Consider the following 18964-nt stretch of genomic DNA (forward strand, 5'->3'; position numbering starts at 1 on the left):
AACTTGTTAGTGATGATGTCCGTGTGCACCGTGTGAGTGTCCGTGATCCAACTCTTCCTGGGTTGCCGCTCTTACGGTCAAAATAGTACCTGAGAAAAACAGGTCTGTTCCTGCAAGCGGGTGATTGAAATCCATGGTTACTGTTTCGTCCGTGATTTCAAGAATCGTTCCTCTCAAATGATTTCCTTCGTTATCTGTCATTGGCAGTACTGCACCTACTTTGATCTGTGTTTCATCGATCTTTCCGGATTCGTCAAAAAATACGGAAATCGGAATCAGTGCAACATGGTCGTCGTTCTTTTCACCGTAAGCCTCTGCTGATGGAATATCGAACTCAAATGTGTCACCCGGTTTCAATCCGTGAATATTTACTTCGAAAGTCGGGATGATGCGTTCAACTCCGTACAAGAATTCCATTGGCTGACTTTCCGATGTTTCCTCGATCAATTCACCTGTTTTGTGATTGGTTAACCTGTAACTCAAGGAAACCACCATGTTTGTGTCTACTGTCATATACTCTAATTTACTTATATAAAAGTAAGGTAAAATTCGCGCAACCTAATCACAAATTGTCCCTTTATGGTCGGAATGCTGGTATAATTGGTCCAATTCTTCCAGTTCTTTCAGGAGTTGAGCAGAAGGCGGACTGTTTGTTAATTTTGCTAAATCGGGTTGTCCGGCGTCTACCCAGGCCGTGTACCAGATAGAACCAACAGCAATAATAGCTTGGCGCATACGTCTTTCGACCATTCCGTTCATGCGTTTTTGGTATTCGTCGCAAAAAGCTTTGGAATAAGTTTGGATCACCACATTTCCGCGCGTTTCATACGTGTATTTCTGGTCACTCGGAAACTCTGCAGTCAATTCTTTTTCCATTGAGAGAACCGAATCTACTGCTGCATTGGAAGCTTTTACGGCATCCCAGGCAAATTCCAGTACATCGGGAATGTATTTTCCTTTTCCTACGAAATAATCGTAATCCTCCGCATTCAGTTCTACGATGCGGCTTTCCCACAAACCATGAATTCCGCGCTGGCCGGTCAGTTGTCCGTTGTAATTCTCGGTAGTGTGCAAAGGAACGTGAGCATCGCCGATGTAATGGCCGATTTCCGTCGCGTTTTTCAGAATCAGGTCAATATTCTTCGATTCGAAGGCTTTCTGAAGCCGGTTTTTCATGACCACAATGTGCCATGGAACAATTCCGTAAGCCTGTAATGTGTCTTCGGTGAATTTTTCTACCGCATCTTTCCAGCGTTTCGGCACGACTTCAAACGGATTTTGCCCGTTTACCGAATAATGGTCGATGTCGATGTAATGCCGCTGAGCTTCTCCGTCCACGCCGTAACGTCTTTTATCCGGATCCACGGCATGTTCTGTAATGAATTCAATGTTTTCCTTGAAAAAACCGAACATTTCCGGGGGAAGCGTAAACGTAGCCACGCGGTTAATGCGTTTGTGCCCGAAGAAGCCCCACAAGGCCGGATTGGGTTTCTGAAAAACAGGAAGGGGAGCTGCGTTCCCGAAGCCTGTCAGAAGCAGGCTCAGTAGTAAAATAGTGCTAGTTCTCCGAAATGTTGACGAGTTTACCATTTCTTAAAATTGGAATCACGTTTGTTTGGTTTGGTGTCAAACAATACTTGATGTCTTCATTCAAATTTAAGTTTTTTAATCGTCTTCTGTGCGAACTGGACTTTAAAAATCCGAGATAATTGTCTTTTGCGGAAAGATACAGGTATTTGGCAGCGATGGATGAATCTTCCACGGAAGTGAAATTCCCGGTGTTGATCAGGTGATCGCAGATTGCTCCCGCGCAAATGGTGTCTTCCAGGTTGAACTTGTCCTGCCAGCCGGAACACAAACACAAAATGTTTTTGTCCTGCTTTTCAAGCCATTGATTCAAATGGTTGAGGTTTAAGAAAGAACCGACTACTACGATTTCCGCATCTTTGGCAACATCCAGTGATTTGGTTCCATTAGTGGTCGTCAAAACTACTTCCTGACCTTTGAATTCTTCCTTCATGTAAGAAAAAGGCGAGTTCCCGAAGTCGAAACCTTCTACGATCTGACCTTTGCGTTCTGCACCTGCCAGGAAGCCTTTTTGCTTGTATTCCCACGCTTCTTCCACGGTAGGAACTGGAATAATGGATGCAATTCCATTGTCGAATGCCGCACAAATAGCCGAGGTTGCACGCAACACGTCGATTACTACTACGATTTCAAATTCATCTTTAAAATATGCGTACTCACCGGGAGTATAGCAAACTTCGATCAGCTTTCTTGTATCCATATTAAGTGCGAAGGTACTAAAATCAGATGGATTTCAGGGATTCCTGGGTCGGTTTGAAAATTTTCGCGTCTGCAACAAAGGTCCCGAACGGCAAAAGTGAAGCTACGTAAGCCCAGAATTTGGTTTTTGTGTCCCATTTTGTTTCCGTTGAAGCCCAGAAAACGAGGAATATGTAAGCAATGAACAAAACTCCGTGTGCCATTCCCACGATTTTATTGGGAGCAGTAATGTCCATCATGTATTTCAAAGGCATGGTCACCAAAAACGAAAGAAAGGAAATCCCTTCCAGTATCCCGACGATGCGGAGTGCACCCAAAGCAGATTTGAAGTTCATAATTTTTTGTTTGCGAAATTAGTGCATGAAGTTTAAAGGGCGGTACAATTCACCGAAAAAGATTTTCCAACCATTGAGGGAATCATGAATCCTAACAAAGTAAGAATTGAAATATATCTATTCATATATAAGAACGATCTTTACTATAATTAGAAACAAATTTTGGATCATATCATCAAATATATAGTATTCTTTTTCCTGTTTACTTTTCATACTTTAGGGCAGGGAAACCTCATTTTGAATGGTGATTTCGAGAAGTATTGGGAATGTCCGGATAATGCCTCTCAGATTGAACGATGTAAATATGTTTATAATCCTTGTGCATTGAACGTAAGCACTTCTGATTACTTCAATGCCTGTTTTACAACAGCTTCTACAGTGGGAGTTCCGAACACGTTCTTAGGGTACCAAAGTCCAAGAAGCGGAAATGGCATGGTTGGTTATTTTTGTATCGATGGTCCATATTCACGGTACAGGGAATATATCCAATTATCCTTTTGTAAACCACTGGAATATGCACATAAATACATGGTTGAAGGGTATTTTAATCTAGGCAACTCATCCACGCATACCATTAAAAATATAGGTTTTTTATTTTCAGAAACTCGAATCAATTCCAATGATTTTTTATATGAAAATTACATTCCTCAATATACTGATAGTCTGGCTGTGATTAACGATACAGCTAACTGGATAAAAATATCATTCGAATTCATTTCAGATGCGCCTCATCAATTTTTAACCATCGGTCATTTTTTAAAAGATAGTACAGAAAGTTATATCCAGCTTGGTCCATATGCAAATGTACAATATGTATGTTATTTCCTGTTAGATGACTTTAGTGTGAAGGAATTAGTAGATGGTGAAATGCAGCCTCCCAATATTGAAATGCCGTTTACTAATTTTGAAATACAGCTTCCCAATATCGTTACTCCGAATAATGATAATATAAATGATTTTATTGATCTATCAGAATTCTCTGATTTTTATATTGTGAACAGATGGGGAGAGGAGGTTTTCAATGATTCCAATTCGAAGATTTGGAAAGGGGAAGACAATCGGGGTAATCCTTTATTTGAAGGAGTTTATTTTTTGATGGGATCTTACGAAAGTTGTGACGAGAAAAAAGGTTTTTCTACGCCTATTACAATCATAAGATAAATAGTTTATTCTTATTGCTTCTTATAAACTTTCCCATCAATCTTCATGTACCAGGAACCTCCTTGTTCGTAAGGTTCTGCATCCAGGGTAAAGGTGCGAGGTGTTTGTGAATTCAAACGGATAATGGTATGTTGCTTGTTGATTTCGGGTGTTCCGGTCAGTTTGCCGGTACATTCACACAAGTTTGTTGCACATGTGTCTTTACAATCGACCTGGTAGCTGCCTTCCTTGCCGGAAAATACCAGTTCATCACTTACAAAAGCGCCCATGTCCGGGTTGTACTGCTTTTCACTGTACCAGGTTCCCTCAAATTCGGAGTTGTATTTCAAAAGTGGTTTGTTGCAGCCAAACAGCAGGAGGCATGTTGCAGTAAGGAAGAGGATGTTTTTCATTCTTTTAGATATTAAGACATCAGGATTTCAGTATGTCAGCTAAAAATCTGCTGTCGTATGTTGATTTTACTTTTTCTTTGCCTGTAATTCAAATAATTCGTCCCGTAAGCGTGCCGCTTCGATGAAATCCAGGTCTTTGGCCGCTTTTTCCATCTGTTTGCGTTTCGCCACGATCGCTTTTTCCAGTTCTTCCGGATCGTTGTAGTGAACCTTAGGTTCTGCAGCCATCGAACTTTCTTCCGGTGCATAATAGGCTTTCTGAGAACGCGTTTCCGGATCTCCGTCCGCCACTTTTGTCGATTTCAGGATCACTTCTTTCGATTTGTTCAGCGCTGTCGGAACAATGCCGTTCGCTTCATTGTATGCTATCTGCATTGCTCTTCTGCGTTCGGTTTCCGTAATCGTACGCTCCATGGAATCCGTTATTTTATCGGCATACATGATCACGCGTCCGTTCACGTTTCGTGCCGCACGACCGACCGTTTGCACCAGGGAGCGTTCGTTTCTCAAAAATCCTTCTTTATCTGCATCGATGATCGCTACCAAACTTACTTCCGGCAAATCGAGTCCTTCGCGAAGCAGGTTCACCCCGATCAGCACATCAAATTCACCCAGTCGCAATTGGCGCAAAATCTCCACACGCTCAATCGTGTCGATGTCCGAGTGAATGTATCGGCAGGCAATACCCAGTTTGTCCAGGTATTTTTGCAATTCCTCGGCCATTCGCTTGGTCAGTGTGGTTACCAGCGTGCGTTCGTCCTTTTCAATGCGTACCTGCATTTCTTCGATCAAATCATCGATCTGGTTCAGACTCGGCCGCACTTCGATTACCGGATCCAATAAGCCGGTAGGACGGATGAGCTGCTCCACGACTACTCCTTCGGATTGCTCCAGTTCAAAATCGGCCGGAGTAGCAGATACATAAACGATCTGATTTACCAGCGACATGAACTCGTCAAACATTAAAGGACGGTTGTCCATTGCTGCCTGGATTCGGAAACCATAATCCACCAGGTTGATCTTACGTGCGCGGTCCCCACCGTACATGGCGCGGATTTGCGGCATTGTTACGTGGCTTTCGTCCACGATCATCAAATAATCGTCCGGGAAATAGTCCAGCAAACAGAAAGGCCGTGTTCCCGGAGCACGCTGATCGAAATAGCGGGAATAGTTCTCGATTCCCGAGCAATAGCCTAATTCGCGCATCATTTCCATGTCGTAGGAAGTGCGTTCTTCCAGTCGTTTTGCCTCAAGCAATTTGCCTTCACGCTTAAAATTCTCGACCTGGATGACCATGTCTTCACCGATCTGGTCAATAGCTCTGCGGGTAGTTGCCGGGCTGGAAACGAAAATGTTTGCCGGGTAAATGTTGATTTCGGAAAAAATCTCGATTTCGGAATTGTTCTCCGGATCAATGGTACGGATGCGTTCGATCTCGTCTCCCCAGAATTCTACGCGCAACGCATAATCGGCGTAAGCGAGGTAAATATCAACCGTATCGCCTTTCACACGGAAAGTTCCGCGTTTGAATTCGCCTTCTGTACGTGAATATAAATTTTCGACCAGCCGCAACAGGAATTTATTTCTGGGAAACGATTGCCCGATGCGGATCGGAATGATGGAATTTGCAAATTCATTCGGGTTCCCGATACCGTAAATACAACTCACGGAAGCGATCACGATCACGTCCCTTCTTCCCGAAAGCAGGGCAGAAGTAGCCGAAAGCCGCAGCTTTTCAATTTCGTCGTTGATCTGCAAGTCCTTCTCGATATACGTATCCGTAACCGGCAAGTACGCTTCGGGCTGATAATAATCGTAATAACTCACAAAGTACTCCACGGCGTTATTGGGGAAGAACTGTTTGAACTCCCCGTAAAGCTGTGCCGCAAGTGTTTTGTTGTGGGAAAGGATCAGGGTCGGTTTTTCGACCTGCTGGATCACGTTTGCCATGGTAAAGGTCTTCCCACTTCCGGTAACACCCAGCAATGTTTGCGCAAAGTGTCCGTCGCGGATTCCGCTGACTAATTGTTCAATGGCAACAGGCTGATCACCCGTCGGTTTAAATTCAGAAGTGAGTTGGAAATCCATAGTAACAAATATAGCCAATTGCGGATTATGAATTGCCAATTAAGCAGGATGAAATTGGTTAAATTGGAAGGAATTTCGGAAAACCTTTTCAATTCTCAATTTTCACTTTTTATTTAATCGTATCTTTGAGTTTCGTTTAAAAGTATACGCAGCGTCCTATGATGAAACAATTCCATGAATTTACAGCGCTCATGTCAGAGCATCCGTTGAATGCCATTTTACTGATTCTTGGAATTTTACTGCTTGAAATTATTTTATCATTCGACAATGCAGCCGTACTGGCCACGATGGTGAAAGACTTGCCGAAAGAACAACAGGCAAAAGCATTGAAATACGGAATTCTGGGAGCTTATATTTTTCGCGGACTGGCGCTGATATTGGTGGAATCCATCCTGAGTATCTGGTGGTTCAAACCGATCGGCGGTGCTTACCTGATTTACATGGCTGTGAAGCATTTTGCAGCGAAAAGTGTGCAGGAGGAAATTGAGTCGGAAGTGCAGCAAACGAAGAAAAATTTTGTTTACCGCGCAACGGTCGGAGTGATCGGTATTTTCTGGTCGACCGTATTGGCGGTAGAATTCATGGATATTGTCTTTTCGATCGACAACATCTTTGCGGTGGTTGCTTATTCCGACAATGTGATCCTGATTTGTATCGGGGTGTTCATCGGGATTTTAGCCATGCGTTACGTTGCGAAGTATTTTGTGTTGCTGATGGAGAAATATCCTTTCCTGGAGAATGCGGCTTTCCTGGTAATCGGAATCCTGGGAATTAAGTTGTGCCTGGCCTTGCTCGTGCATTTTGTTCCTGCAACGAAATGGATCGAATCGGAACAGTTTGACTTGTGCATCTCCGGGTTGACGCTGGCTATTTTCATTGTGCCTATCCTGATTTTCCGGGCAAAGAAGAAATAATAGCCACATAGGTATATAGAACACAGAGTTTTTTTTGATTAGTGCTATTCAAGCTGGTAATTTGTCGTTTCGCTCCGCTCTCATTTCTTTTAACCACATAGAAACATAGGACACATAGACTTTTGATGCAGGAGTACAAGGCACACTAGGTTTTGTATCTAGCTTAACTTTTATTTGCGGATTTCAGATAAGAAGGAGTGCAGTTTTTAACTTACACATAAATATACCCTATGAAGTTCACTCAAATAAAGAGGAGAAAGTAATGCTTTTGCAAAACACATGGAAATTTAGTAGAAACCCCAGCTTCAATTCGGACAAACACAAATGAATTTTACTATTCCAACTTCCAAAACACCCCTATGTGCCTATGTACCTATTGTGGTTCAATACCTCTTACCATTTTTGCTTCTTACGGAACTGCCCTCCCTTGCGGGTAATGAATTTGCGTTTTGCAAATGGCAGATCATCAATAGTACGTGCAAAATTCAGCGTGATCTCATGCGTGTGCTCGAAAGTTGTTTTATGTGGTGAGAAAGTACCGGTTTGGTAGGTATATACAATCCGCAATCCTTTTTCTAAAAAGAAGCCCAGACTTCCCGTTACCGAATTATCCGATTGATAGCCGCCGCCGACCCAAACCAGCTGACCGAACAGGAAATGCCCGTCGAAAGACATGTTTAAGCGCGAACCTTTTACCATGCGTGCCATGGCAGTAGGATACAGGATAATGTTGTCGTTGAAACGGATTTTGTAACCGATGTGCGAATAGAAATGGTTGTAAGTGGTGGTGTAAATACTCGACGGATCAGCCAACGCATTGTCGAAAATGCTCGGCATGGAAATCCCGAAATCAAAGTTCTGTGATTGAATGGACAAACCAACTCCCAGGTTTACACCTCTTGTTACACGGTTGTCCAAAGTCGGCTCTTTTTCACTGAAGTAGATGTAATCTGTTTGCAGGGAACGTTGCTGGTATCCGACTTTTACTCCCAAACCAAGTGCTGTTTTTTCGCCCAGCCACACATGGTAATTGTAGATTGCACCAATTTCCAGGGAATTCACTCCGGCAGTAAAATCGCTGATTGCAATGGCACCGACCCCATGATTTTTCGTAATGTGGTAATGGCCGTTTGCTGTAAAGGTCAAAGGAGTTTCAGGAGTAGTCATCCATTGCTTTTTGAAATGCAGGGTTGCACTGAAACGCGTAGAAATATCCATGTAACCCGGATTGAACACAGCCTGGTTGAGCATGTATTGATTGTACAAGGTGCGTAATTGCGCGGAAGATGTCAGGGTGATAGTCAATAACACCAAAAGGGAGTAAATTTTTCTCATCGTTTCAATGTTATTTTACCTGACGCGATGTTTCCGTTTCCGTCGTTGAATTCAAAATAATAAACCCCGGTAGAACACTCTTCTCCGAGCATGGCGTTCGGCTGGTTCGATCTTCCATCCCAAAGGTTCAGGTACGGAGACGCATAATAAACCGTTTCTCCCCAACGGTTGAATACTTTCAAATAATTGGTCGGGTAGTTCAAAACATTCAGAATGATAAAATGATCGTTGTATCCGTCACCGTTCGGAGAAAAGAAATCCGCAAAAGTCAGGTCATTGATTTTCAGGGTGTCCTCCAATTCGTGATTGGAAACAGGTGGTTTTTCCACCGTGAACTTAAGTTCTTTCTTTCCCGTAAAGCTGAAAGCAAGGGCGATTAGTGGAACTAAAAAGATGAATCGAATCATTCTAAATAAATTTTCTCCGGCAAAGTTCAGCATTTTAACCCATTAAGCGCAAAAAAAGAACAACAATATTTTTCAAAAGCCTGATGAATCAATTACATAGAAGATCCGGATTTTGTTTTAAATCACAGAATCAACAAATGCGGATGCTGGCTAAATGATCGAAGCAGAAGAAATGTACGCTTTTAGCCATTGTTGATGTGTCAATTAAAAAGAGATGAATATTAAAAACCTGTTAATTAGTAGCTTATCCTTTTGGTGGTAGCGAAATTTCTTTCAAAACAGTTTTGACTTCCAACACCCGGCAGATAAGGAAATCCGGTGAAATAGCCCTAGCTTTAATGAAGACTTTAACTGCTGAAATATGAAAAAAGGACTACTTCTTCTGGCGCTGACTTCCTTATTGTTAAGTATCGCGAAGCCGGCATTTTCCCAAAATGATGAGAAAAGTACCCTGATAGGAAATCCGGGAATCCGGGAATTTGGCGTGGCTATTTGCGCAGACAATTCGGGGTACAAATACATTGGCGGTGAGTCCGGTCAAAAAGGGCTGATTGTCAAACAAAATGCGCTGAATGTGATCCAGTGGAGTAAAACGCTGACTTTTACTTCTGATCCGAACGACTGGGTGAGTATGGGTTTTTTAGATGTTGTAGGAGATACTGTTTTCGGATGCGGTAAGATAGCGGATAATGCGAATGCTATAGGGAAAGGATCTTTTTATTTCAAGATGAATGCTCAGACCGGTGCAGTTTATTGGTCCAGATACGAAGCAAGCGGCCCCAATTATTTATCCTGTATGCGCTATTCAAACGGGAAATTTTTCCTGGTTGGAGGAGGTTATGGAGCTTCCACCAATTATGGGGGAAGAGTACTGGCGGTTTCTTCTCAAACGGGGCAGGTTCTTTGGCAAACCAACAGCTTACAGGGAGTTTTTACCACACCGGGCGGTTACTCACGTACCTTATTTGTGAGCGCAACCGAAATGATTAACGGAAAAATGTACATTACGGGTTCCGTTCATAATTTCAATATAAGCATGGAACGGCCATTCCTGCTGGGTATTACTGAAAACGGAACGATTTTTTTACAGAAGTACATCGATCTCCCGGTGGCGCAATGGACACTTGACGAATACATCGGACAACGCATTGAATATGATCAGGACCAAAACCTGATACTGATTGTTTCAGATAACATTACGAATGTTACCATGGATCCGTTTTTTGTCAAGTGTGATACATCGGGAAACCTGATTTTTGCCAAGCGTTACGGACTTCCGGGTAATAACCTGAAAGTATTGACTGCGCTGAATGAAACAGCAACCCACTATGTCCTTTACGGGTTCAACATAACAGGAGGACAACACTTATATGCGGTAAAGGTTTCCAAAAACGGAGTTTTCGATAAATGCGTTGCGATCAGCAAACCGAATGTTTACTATTATGTTCCCTTCGGTCTTGATTTTTTGATGGGAAACAGTACTTTTCTCAACGGGCTTCATTATTTCGTGACAGCTGAATCTGCAAGCACCGTTTTTGATATGAACATCAACCAGATTATTTTGGACGAAGATCTGAACATCGTTGGAGATTGTTCTGAAACCCTTGAATTGCCTTATCTGGAAACAAATGTTCCGGCCTCCATGGTACAGTTGTCTATCTCTGCCGCTCCTTTTCCGCTTACGTACACCAACGGAATTACCATCCAGGATGAACCTTTTCAGGATCCCTGTACAACCGTATCCCTGAACCTCGTACAAAATACAGGTTGTCAGGTAAGTGTTACCGCAGCTACTGTTGGATTTACAGACCCGACTTTTTACTGGTCGAACGGAACCAGTGGGACTTCTGATACATTGGCAGTAAGTACTTCCGATACGATCATTGTTCGCGTGCTGGATACCAAATGCTGTGAGTTAATCGATACGATTGTTCCTTCCATTACTTCGTCTTCTTTTGTGATGAACCTGCCGAACGATACAACAGTTTGTTTGCAACCCGGAAGTTCATTTACCATCAATCCGGTTTTTTCCGGTGCAAACGGTGCGATTACTTATTTGTGGAATAATGCTTCTACGGGTTCTTCATTGAATGTCACACAAGCTGGAACTTATTGGGTAGATGTGTCTGATGGCTGTGTCACTTTGCGTGATTCGATTACAATCGGCATCAATTTTTTACCGCTTATCGGAGATACTGCGGATGTAGAAGTGTGTACAGGAAACTTTCCGATTCTTTTAAATCCTACGGTTTCTGCCGGTGCAACCGTTTTGTGGGATGATGGAACTAACACTGCATCAAGAAGTGTAAACGGTCCCGGGAACTACACGATTTCCGCAACAAATTCCTGTGGAACGGTCAATGCGATTATTTCGGTTACTCAAATAAATCTGCCGGATGTGCAGGTAATTCCTTCGATTGACACCTGTATTCAAAATGGTGGAAACATAGTACTTGCTCCGATATTCAGTGATGTAACAACCATTCTTTGGCAGGACGGAAGCAGCGGAAACCAGTTAACAGTATCAACCTCCGGAAATTATACGGTTTATGCATCCAATAGCTGCGGAACCGATTCTGCGAGTTGTTTCGTAATTATCCACTATTTCCCCGAATTATTCCTGCCTGCAACCTTGGACACTTGTTTCGATATAGGAGTCGGGTTTTCCTACACCGCAGCTGGTTCTCCGGGTTTCTACCAATGGAGTTCGGGTTCGCAAACTGCATCCGAATGGATTTCGCAGGAAGGAACTTATAGCGTAACGCTGACCAACCAATGCAGAAGTGTGACTGATTCCATGCAGGTACGACGATTCACAGAAGTTGATCTGTACTTTCCGGAAGATTCGGTCAAAGTGTGTGAAAAACAATTGTCCGTATCGGTATTGCAGATAGAAACGAATTACAGCCTGGAGATCTTTGAACCTGACGGAGATCCGGCAGGAACTTACCTGAATGAATCGGGTTGGTACCTGGTTCATGCGTTCAATCCTTGCGGGGAAAGATGGGATTCGATCTACGTGAACCTGCAGAATGAACAATTCTTCTACCTGCCGAATTCCTTTACACCGAATAATGACGGACACAACGACCGTTTTGAATTTAAAGGAGAAAATATCACGGTGCGGGAAATCCGGATTTTCAATCGCTGGGGAGAAGAGATCTTTACCGAAACAGGTGCATTTAAAGGCTGGGACGGTATGTATCGCGGGGAAATCTGTCCTGATGGAATCTACGCCATTCATGCAATTTATGAAGATTGTTTCGGGTTGCCCACTGAGTTTAACGGACATGTAAACCTGATTCGGTAAAATCATCAAAAACCAACCGTATTGCGCATAACAACGTTATCAAGAATTAAGACACTTTATTTAACTCATCTAACATGAAAAAAAATACCTTTTTGGGATTTGGTTTTGCAGTGATAGCCATTGGAATGGTTTCCTGCGGCAAGTCTACCACCGGGAAAATTGCAAATAACTGGACCGTTGTTTCTTCCGAAGAAAATCGTACGTCCCTACAATCAAACGGTGATAAAGATTATACACACACTTCTTTCACGGAAACCACGATTTCCACCCATCATGAACAAACATCTTCGGGAGTGACGACTATCCAGGAAAGTTCCGGGAAAGTGAGTGCCAATACCATCAACATCAAAAAAGACGGAACCTGGATCTGGAACAAGGAATGGTACTATGAAGGAGAACAGAACGGGATGTTGCTCCATACGGATATTAAAACCATTCAAAGCGGTACCTGGAATTTTGTAGCGAAGACGAAGGGAGATGATTTTAAGAAAAATGAACGCATTGCCTTGAATGTTTTGAAGGAATCAAATTCTGTTTTCCAAAAACAGGACCAGGTACTGGTGAGTAGTAACGGCTCGGAAACCACTTTTGCTGCAGGGGGAAATATGTGGATATATACCATTGTCAAGTCAAAGAATAAGGAACTGGAATTGGAACTGGAGGGAAACTATCAGCGCACTGTTGACGGAGAAACCGTTTCATCTGATATGGTTCAAAGCATGAGTTTAAAAGAAAAATAATAGTAAATCATTCAGAATACCTCCGGGTTTAATAATCAAGAATATGAAAAAAATCGCAGGGATTGCCTTAAATATCGCATTGATAACTGTACTAGCAGCTTGTGGAAAAACCACCAAAGGCAAACTGGTCAATGACTGGAAAGTTGTTTCTTCCTTTGAAGAACAGGAATTTCGCAATGCCAATGATGAGCATACGGTGAATACGCTTACTACCACCGATAATGAAGTGACAAGCAGTACGTTCTATCATCCTCCCACAGGCCCCGAAGTTACCAACTCACAAACAGGTACATTAAATGCTTATGAGTTTCTCATTAAAAAAGACGGTACGTGGTCTTCTGTTCGGGAAATTGCTTTTGGGAGCGGTGCATCTTCCTCTGTTAGCAGAATCGAACAAAGCGGCACCTGGAGCTTTCTGAAGAAAAACAAAAGCGACGATTTCAAAAAGAATGAGCGGGTACATTTCAATGTGTTGAATTCTAAAGAAGTAGAAACCTCGTCGTCGGGAGGAACTGTTGTTAGCAGTAGTTCAGCGGTTAATACGTATGCAACCGGAGAAAAAGTGCTGGTTTATGCGATCAAAACATCCAAAAAAGATGAGCTTGAAATAGAACTGGAGAAAAACAGTGCATTTACAAATAATTCGGGAACTAGTACGAACAGCTTGATTCAAAAGCTCACTTTAAAAGGAAAGTAGCCGGATTTTAAAGCTTAAAAGAAAGGGATTTGTTCAAAGCAAATCCCTTTTTTGTTGGTCCTAATGAACTCATTAAACAATAAATAAGCAGAATTGCAGTTTTTACGGGCAACAATTTATCTAAACATCACGATGAGAAAAATCACTTATGCGCTGAGCATTGCATTTTTGGCTGTCGGAATGGCGTCCTGTGCAAAATCTACAAACCGGAAGGTTAGTAATGAATGGAAAGTAGTTTCCTATCTAAAAACAGAATCTTACCAGGTCACCGGTGCAGGCTATTCGAATAGTACGACCACCAATATACAGGAAACATCCTTTACCCAACAATTTGTTTCCAATGATGATGGAATGGTTGTGACCACTAATTACCAGGGAACTGTCAATGCACACATGTTCAGCATTAAAAAGGACGGTACCTGGAGTATGATCCGGGATTTGACATCTGATACGGGAGGGAACAGTGAACAGAAGAATGTTACGGAACAAACCGGGACCTGGACTTTTGTAGGAAAAACGAAGGGCGATGAGTTCAAAAAGAATGAGCGCATTCTCTTTAATACCCTGACGGAGAAACTGACTTCTACCCAAAGCAACAATTCAACGGTTGTTTCTCAATTTATAACCAATAAAACCTACCTGGCCGGTGAGAATGTCCAAATCTTTACTATCAAAGAATCGAAGAAGAAAGAATTACAACTGGAATCGGTGAATGATGTATCTATTACAATGGATAACGGTTCAAGTAACATAAATAATGAGTCTGTAAGTATGACTTTACAGGAAAAGTAGTTAATAAGACAAATACAGTTTTTTTAAGCTTTGAATCTTTAGGCTTGAAAGCAAGAGAATCATAAAATCAAACACGAACAAAATGAAAAAAATCCTGATATATACGCTAAGTTTAGCGCTTACAGTTGTCGGAATGACCGCTTGTGCAAAAAGCACCAAAGGTAAAGTAACCAATACATGGAAAGTGACTTCCATGGAAAATGTGGAAACGTCTATTAATTCAAACGGGGATAAACACGTTTCGACCCTTTCGATGAACGAAAGCAGTGCTTCGGAAAAAGACGATTATTATCCCGCATCCGGTGTTACTACCAGCACTACCCGAACAGGAACGATGAATACCAACGAGATGGTCATTAAAAAAGATGGCACCTGGACCTGGACTACCAGTGTTACTTACACCGGGGATAACGGGAATTCAACGGAGACCGAAATGGTAGAACAGAGCGGCACGTGGAGTTTTTTAGCGAAATCGAAAGGGGATAATTTCAAGAAGAATGAACGAATCCTGTTCAATGTACTGGCTGCAAAACTTCATGAAGTGGATATGGAGAATGGAGTAGTGACCGATGAGGATACGAGCGACCTTGTTTACTCGACCGGGAAGAATACCATGATCTATACTGTTAAAGAATCTAAAAAAGGAGAATTGGAATTGGAGTCGGAAGCCCAAAATGTGACTACTCAAAATTCAACTTCGAACAGCAATTCAATATCGAGTACAATAGTCATGAAAAGTAAGGAATAGCTTGAGTTTTCTGTTAAAATGAACCGGTAAAAAACAACTAAAAAATAAGTGCTATCTTCCGCTTTCCCGCTTCGTTAACTGAAAATTAAATGAATGGCATATCAACTATTTTCTGGTTATCTTTTTGTTAAAAGTTTGACTATTATCAGAATAGTGGTACATTTGCCCAACTAATTTATAACTTACAATAATGAAAAAGATTTTTTACTGCACTTTAAGTGTTGCGTTTCTAACGGTTGGTTTGTCTTCTTGTGGTAAATCAAGCAAAGGTAAAATGGCTAATGAGTGGAAAGTGACTGAGTACAACTCTACAGAAACTGACACACAGTCTAACGGTGACAAAACGGTGTACACTACCACCATGACAGAATCTAACTACACTTACACTACTGCTTCAACGTCTAACGGTTCAACAACTACAACTACAAGTACAGCGACAGTTAACATGAATGAAATGACTATCGAAAAAGATGGTACATGGACAAGTACTCGTGACATTTCTTCAACTAGCAACGGAATCACTCAAAAATTGACTACTACTACAAGCGGAACTTGGGCTTTCGTAGGAAAAACTAAAGGTGATGAGTTCAAGAAAAACGAGCGTGTAATGTTCAACACTTTGTCTGAAACAAATACTCAGGTAGTTTCTTTCGGAGGAAGCTCTCAAACTACAACAAGTACTGATACTTACATGACAGGTGAGAACGTAATGATCTACACTGTTACTGAGTCTAAAGGTAAAGAATTGGCTTTGGAAGCTGAAATGGGTAACTCAAGCACTACTGGTAGCTCAACAAACTCCACTTCCGGAAAAACAACTATCAAGTTGGCTGAGAAATAAGAATCAGATCAATATCAATATTAAAAGGGAACCTGTTATAGGTTCCCTTTTTGTTTTACACGATTTTTGAAAGTTGTTAATTTGTTTTGTGTGGGCATTAGCGAGCATAAGAAATGATTAATTTAGGCTCACTGAAACATCATTTTACAGCTACTCAACGATTATCTGACTTATGAAAAACGTACTGACATTTCTTGCGCTGAGCTTAACACTTTCACTGACTGCCCAAAACTACAATTTCAACTTTAATACCACGGGAGCACGTGTTTGCCTGGTTGAAGCAAGTGTAAACTTAGCTACACCTTCGGTCACCATTCATTTATTGGATGCCGCTTCAAACACCACGCAGCAAACAAGCATTTTCAGAAGGCCGCTTTATGGAACAGGAGATCAATGGGTTTCCGTGGCAAGTGGGCTACCTGCAGGAACTACACAATGGATCGATGTAAATGTCAACGCGGGAGAAATTTGGGAATACCAGGTGAAACGCACCGGTACCTGGACGTATGGAGGTCAAAGCTATGACGCAACGGGTTATACGGTCGGTGCTTTGCTGAAGGACAATTCCAATTACCATGGACAACTTATTTTTGTTGTTGCCGACAATATTTACAACGGACTTACCTCCAAAGTTAAACGATTGAAAAAGGAGTTGACCGGCGACGGTTGGTTTGTGAATGAACTGATCGTTCCGCATGCGAACGGGTGGGACAGCGGAGATACAGTTGTAGGAATCCGTAACCAGATTGCAGCAGTCTATAACAATGCACCGGCAGGCGATAAACCTAAAATGGTGTTCATCCTGGGGCATGTTCCCCTTCCGAGATCCGGTTCTTCAACCGTTACTGCACCTGATGGCCACGATCAGAACAAAGGCGCGCGCGGCTGTGACGGATATTATGCAGATATCGACGGCGTTTATACGGACGCAAATACCTTTAATCCGGGAGGTTTGGCAACACCTTTGGCAGTGAATCTGCCGGGCGACTATAAGTGGGACCAGGATTTTTATCCTTCCGAACTGGAAATGGCTTTCGGACGCGTAGATTTTGCAGATCTGATTCAGCCCTCACAGTCAGAACTCGTATTAACCGAACAGTACCTAGACCGTTTGAGCAATTACAAAAATGTTGTAAGCGGCTGGGATATGGGAGATAAATCCGGGTTTTATGTCGGCTACGACAATTCCGTTGACGGTTCCTACCGCACTTTGCCAGGAATTTCGAAAAGTGCCAATGTGTACCAGAATACGGCCGGAGCTCCGCACCCACAATGGGTACAGAACAACGGGCCGTTTAAAGTGTATATGCAAAACCAGAATTTCCCGGAATTGGGGGAGTGGGAAACTTACGGGATGAATGCAACGGTGTATTCCAGCGACCAAAGTTACTGGGGATTCAATGACGAGCCGCAAAGTTTCTACTATGGCAGGATCCGTGGATTGCTTGCTGAAAATACAAAGTGCCTGGTAACACTTTGGGCAACTACCGCTTTGAATATGTTCCACCAGGCTTGCAGTGGCGAAGCACTTGGAAAAGCGATCAAAGAAGTGATGAATAACAATACTGTCAACAACAATATCCAGAAGCCACAGCAAAACTGGGACGATACAAATTGGTGGGGACGTACACATTTTGCCTACAACGGCGATCCGACGATCCGTTTGTACCAATTGCAGCCCGCTTCGAACCTGACCATAGCAAATGTGAACAATGAAGCGGTATTGAACTGGACAGCTTCACCGGATGCGAATGTGAGCGGATATCATGTCTACAAAAGCACGGCGGAATTGGGTGTTTACAATCGCGTGACAACCAACCAGCTGACAACTTTGACTTACACAGACAACGATTACCATTACGGTGACTGGTACATGGTTCGCGCGGTTGAAACAGAAGAAAGCGGCTGCGGACAGTTTGTGAACCCGAGTCTGGGAATTTTTGTCCAGGGAAACCTGAACCTTGGCTTGAACGAAAACAACCTGTCGCATCAGTTGAATGTTTACCCGAATCCGACTAACGGTGAAGTAATCGTAAAGGCAGATTTTTCCATGGAAATGATCCGTGTTTTGAGTGCTGACGGACGTTTGATCACCTCTTTGGAAAAGGTCAACCAACATACATTGGCAATGGACCTTTCCGGGTTGAATCCGGGAATCTATTTCATTCAGACAGCGAAAGGAAAGGAATTGATAACACAAAAAATTATCGTAGAATAGGATTGTTCCTGATTTATTGCATACTTTTAGGGTATCCATCAAATCAGAATCACCGTGAAAAAAATCATCTTTTACAGCTTAAGTGCATCATTGACAATTCTATTACTGATCTCCTGCGAAAAACCGACCAGGGGAAAAGTTACGAATAAATGGAATGTCATTTTTGATACGGAAGAAATTGATGGCTTTACTTCTGTGGATAATTCCATCACTTCGAACCGGTTTATCATTGATAAAGACGGGACCTGGTCCTGGAATAAGTCGGGTTCTACTTCGGGTGTTGTTTTTGGAGGGTCTGTTTTCCTGACGAACAAAAAAGCCCTGACTCAGAGAGGAACCTGGAGTTTTATTCAAAAAACAAAAGGCGATGATTTCAAAAAGAACGAACGTATATTATTCAATATCTTATTCGAATCATCTGTTGCTTCACAAACCGGTGGTGGTAACAATCCTGCCTTTCCGGATACAACGATAACGGATTCTCACACTTACCTCACGGGTGAAAAAGCAATGATTTATACCATTACCCATTCAACCCGGAAAGAACTGTGGATGGAATCAGAAAGTTTGCATGTGAATTCCTCAAACGGACAAGTGTCGTCCAAAAAGGTCAGGCTTCGCCTGGAAGCAAATAAGTAAAAAAATGAGGATGAAGAACCCAATCCTCATCCTCATCCTCATTCTCATTCTCATTTTTCGC

18 protein-coding genes are annotated in these 18964 nt (G+C 42.4%); 10 read left to right on the plus strand and 8 right to left on the minus strand.

Annotated elements, in window-relative coordinates; genetic code table 11:
• Window positions 1-6 precede the first annotated feature (6 nt).
• Genes ABDW02_RS15725 through ABDW02_RS15740 form a run of 4 tightly spaced genes read right to left on the minus strand, consistent with a single transcriptional unit; the run spans window position 7 to window position 2621 of the window.
• The gene (locus ABDW02_RS15725; RefSeq protein WP_343636163.1) at window positions 7-513 is read right to left on the minus strand and encodes an FKBP-type peptidyl-prolyl cis-trans isomerase; all 507 of its coding nucleotides are present in this window, start codon (window positions 511-513) and stop codon (window positions 7-9) included.
• Between the two features lie 45 nt (window positions 514-558).
• Window positions 559-1590, minus strand: a complete 1032-nt coding sequence (locus tag ABDW02_RS15730; RefSeq protein ID WP_343636165.1) for a zinc dependent phospholipase C family protein — start codon at window positions 1588-1590, stop codon at window positions 559-561.
• Complete coding sequence (locus tag ABDW02_RS15735; protein ID WP_343636166.1) at window positions 1559-2287, minus strand: 2-phosphosulfolactate phosphatase; 729 nt, start codon at window positions 2285-2287, stop codon at window positions 1559-1561. The genes ABDW02_RS15730 and ABDW02_RS15735 overlap by 32 nt, the downstream gene beginning before the upstream one ends.
• 22 nt (window positions 2288-2309) lie before the next feature.
• On the minus strand, window positions 2310-2621 hold the full coding sequence (locus tag ABDW02_RS15740; RefSeq protein WP_343636168.1) for a DUF3817 domain-containing protein: 312 nt from the start codon (window positions 2619-2621) through the stop codon (window positions 2310-2312).
• 162 nt (window positions 2622-2783) lie between these two features.
• Between ABDW02_RS15740 and ABDW02_RS15745 the strand changes: the two genes are divergently transcribed.
• The gene (locus ABDW02_RS15745) at window positions 2784-3782 is read left to right on the plus strand and encodes a gliding motility-associated C-terminal domain-containing protein (RefSeq protein WP_343636170.1); all 999 of its coding nucleotides are present in this window, start codon (window positions 2784-2786) and stop codon (window positions 3780-3782) included.
• 11 nt (window positions 3783-3793) lie between these two features.
• On the opposite strand, the gene ABDW02_RS15750 is transcribed toward ABDW02_RS15745, so the two are convergent.
• The gene (locus tag ABDW02_RS15750; RefSeq protein ID WP_343636172.1) at window positions 3794-4174 is read right to left on the minus strand and encodes a hypothetical protein; all 381 of its coding nucleotides are present in this window, start codon (window positions 4172-4174) and stop codon (window positions 3794-3796) included.
• A gap of 66 nt (window positions 4175-4240) precedes the next feature.
• Window positions 4241-6262 (minus strand): excinuclease ABC subunit UvrB, encoded by a 2022-nt coding sequence (gene uvrB / locus ABDW02_RS15755; RefSeq protein WP_343636174.1) that lies wholly within the window; start codon window positions 6260-6262, stop codon window positions 4241-4243.
• Between the two features lie 158 nt (window positions 6263-6420).
• Between uvrB and ABDW02_RS15760 the strand changes: the two genes are divergently transcribed.
• Entirely contained in the window at window positions 6421-7176 is a 756-nt protein-coding gene (locus ABDW02_RS15760) for a DUF475 domain-containing protein (protein ID WP_343636176.1), read from the plus strand.
• A 393-nt stretch (window positions 7177-7569) separates the two neighbouring features.
• Here ABDW02_RS15760 and ABDW02_RS15765 read toward each other — a convergent pair whose 3' ends face one another.
• A complete protein-coding gene (locus ABDW02_RS15765) occupies window positions 7570-8511 on the minus strand; it encodes a type IX secretion system membrane protein PorP/SprF (protein ID WP_343636178.1) in 942 nt (313 codons plus the stop codon).
• Entirely contained in the window at window positions 8508-8918 is a 411-nt protein-coding gene (locus ABDW02_RS15770; RefSeq protein ID WP_343636180.1) for a gliding motility-associated C-terminal domain-containing protein, read from the minus strand. The genes ABDW02_RS15765 and ABDW02_RS15770 overlap by 4 nt, the downstream gene beginning before the upstream one ends.
• A gap of 361 nt (window positions 8919-9279) precedes the next feature.
• Here ABDW02_RS15770 and ABDW02_RS15775 point away from each other — a divergent pair, with 361 nt between their 5' ends.
• The 8 genes from ABDW02_RS15775 to ABDW02_RS15810 all read left to right on the plus strand — a co-directional run bounded on the left by ABDW02_RS15775 (window position 9280) and on the right by ABDW02_RS15810 (window position 18903).
• Entirely contained in the window at window positions 9280-12228 is a 2949-nt protein-coding gene (locus ABDW02_RS15775) for a gliding motility-associated C-terminal domain-containing protein (protein ID WP_343636182.1), read from the plus strand.
• A gap of 74 nt (window positions 12229-12302) precedes the next feature.
• Window positions 12303-12968 carry a hypothetical protein gene (locus tag ABDW02_RS15780; protein ID WP_343636184.1) on the plus strand — a complete coding sequence of 222 codons (666 nt, stop codon included), beginning with the start codon at window positions 12303-12305 and terminating at the stop codon, window positions 12966-12968.
• A 43-nt stretch (window positions 12969-13011) separates the two neighbouring features.
• Window positions 13012-13665: a hypothetical protein gene (locus ABDW02_RS15785; protein WP_343636186.1), complete on the plus strand. Its 654-nt coding sequence runs from the start codon at window positions 13012-13014 to the stop codon at window positions 13663-13665.
• Between the two features lie 132 nt (window positions 13666-13797).
• Window positions 13798-14457, plus strand: a complete 660-nt coding sequence (locus ABDW02_RS15790) for a hypothetical protein (protein WP_343636188.1) — start codon at window positions 13798-13800, stop codon at window positions 14455-14457.
• Window positions 14458-14539: 82 nt separating this feature from the next.
• Complete coding sequence (locus ABDW02_RS15795) at window positions 14540-15205, plus strand: hypothetical protein (RefSeq protein WP_343636190.1); 666 nt, start codon at window positions 14540-14542, stop codon at window positions 15203-15205.
• A gap of 274 nt (window positions 15206-15479) precedes the next feature.
• The gene (locus tag ABDW02_RS15800) at window positions 15480-16046 is read left to right on the plus strand and encodes a hypothetical protein (protein WP_343636192.1); all 567 of its coding nucleotides are present in this window, start codon (window positions 15480-15482) and stop codon (window positions 16044-16046) included.
• A 172-nt stretch (window positions 16047-16218) separates the two neighbouring features.
• A complete protein-coding gene (locus ABDW02_RS15805) occupies window positions 16219-18264 on the plus strand; it encodes a T9SS type A sorting domain-containing protein (RefSeq protein ID WP_343636194.1) in 2046 nt (681 codons plus the stop codon).
• A 54-nt stretch (window positions 18265-18318) separates the two neighbouring features.
• Window positions 18319-18903: a hypothetical protein gene (locus tag ABDW02_RS15810; RefSeq protein WP_343636196.1), complete on the plus strand. Its 585-nt coding sequence runs from the start codon at window positions 18319-18321 to the stop codon at window positions 18901-18903.
• Window positions 18904-18964 lie beyond the last annotated feature (61 nt).

Origin of the sequence: Fluviicola sp. (assembly GCF_039596395.1) — a bacterium.
In the GTDB taxonomy this organism is placed as follows: Bacteria; Bacteroidota; Bacteroidia; order Flavobacteriales_D; family Crocinitomicaceae; genus Fluviicola.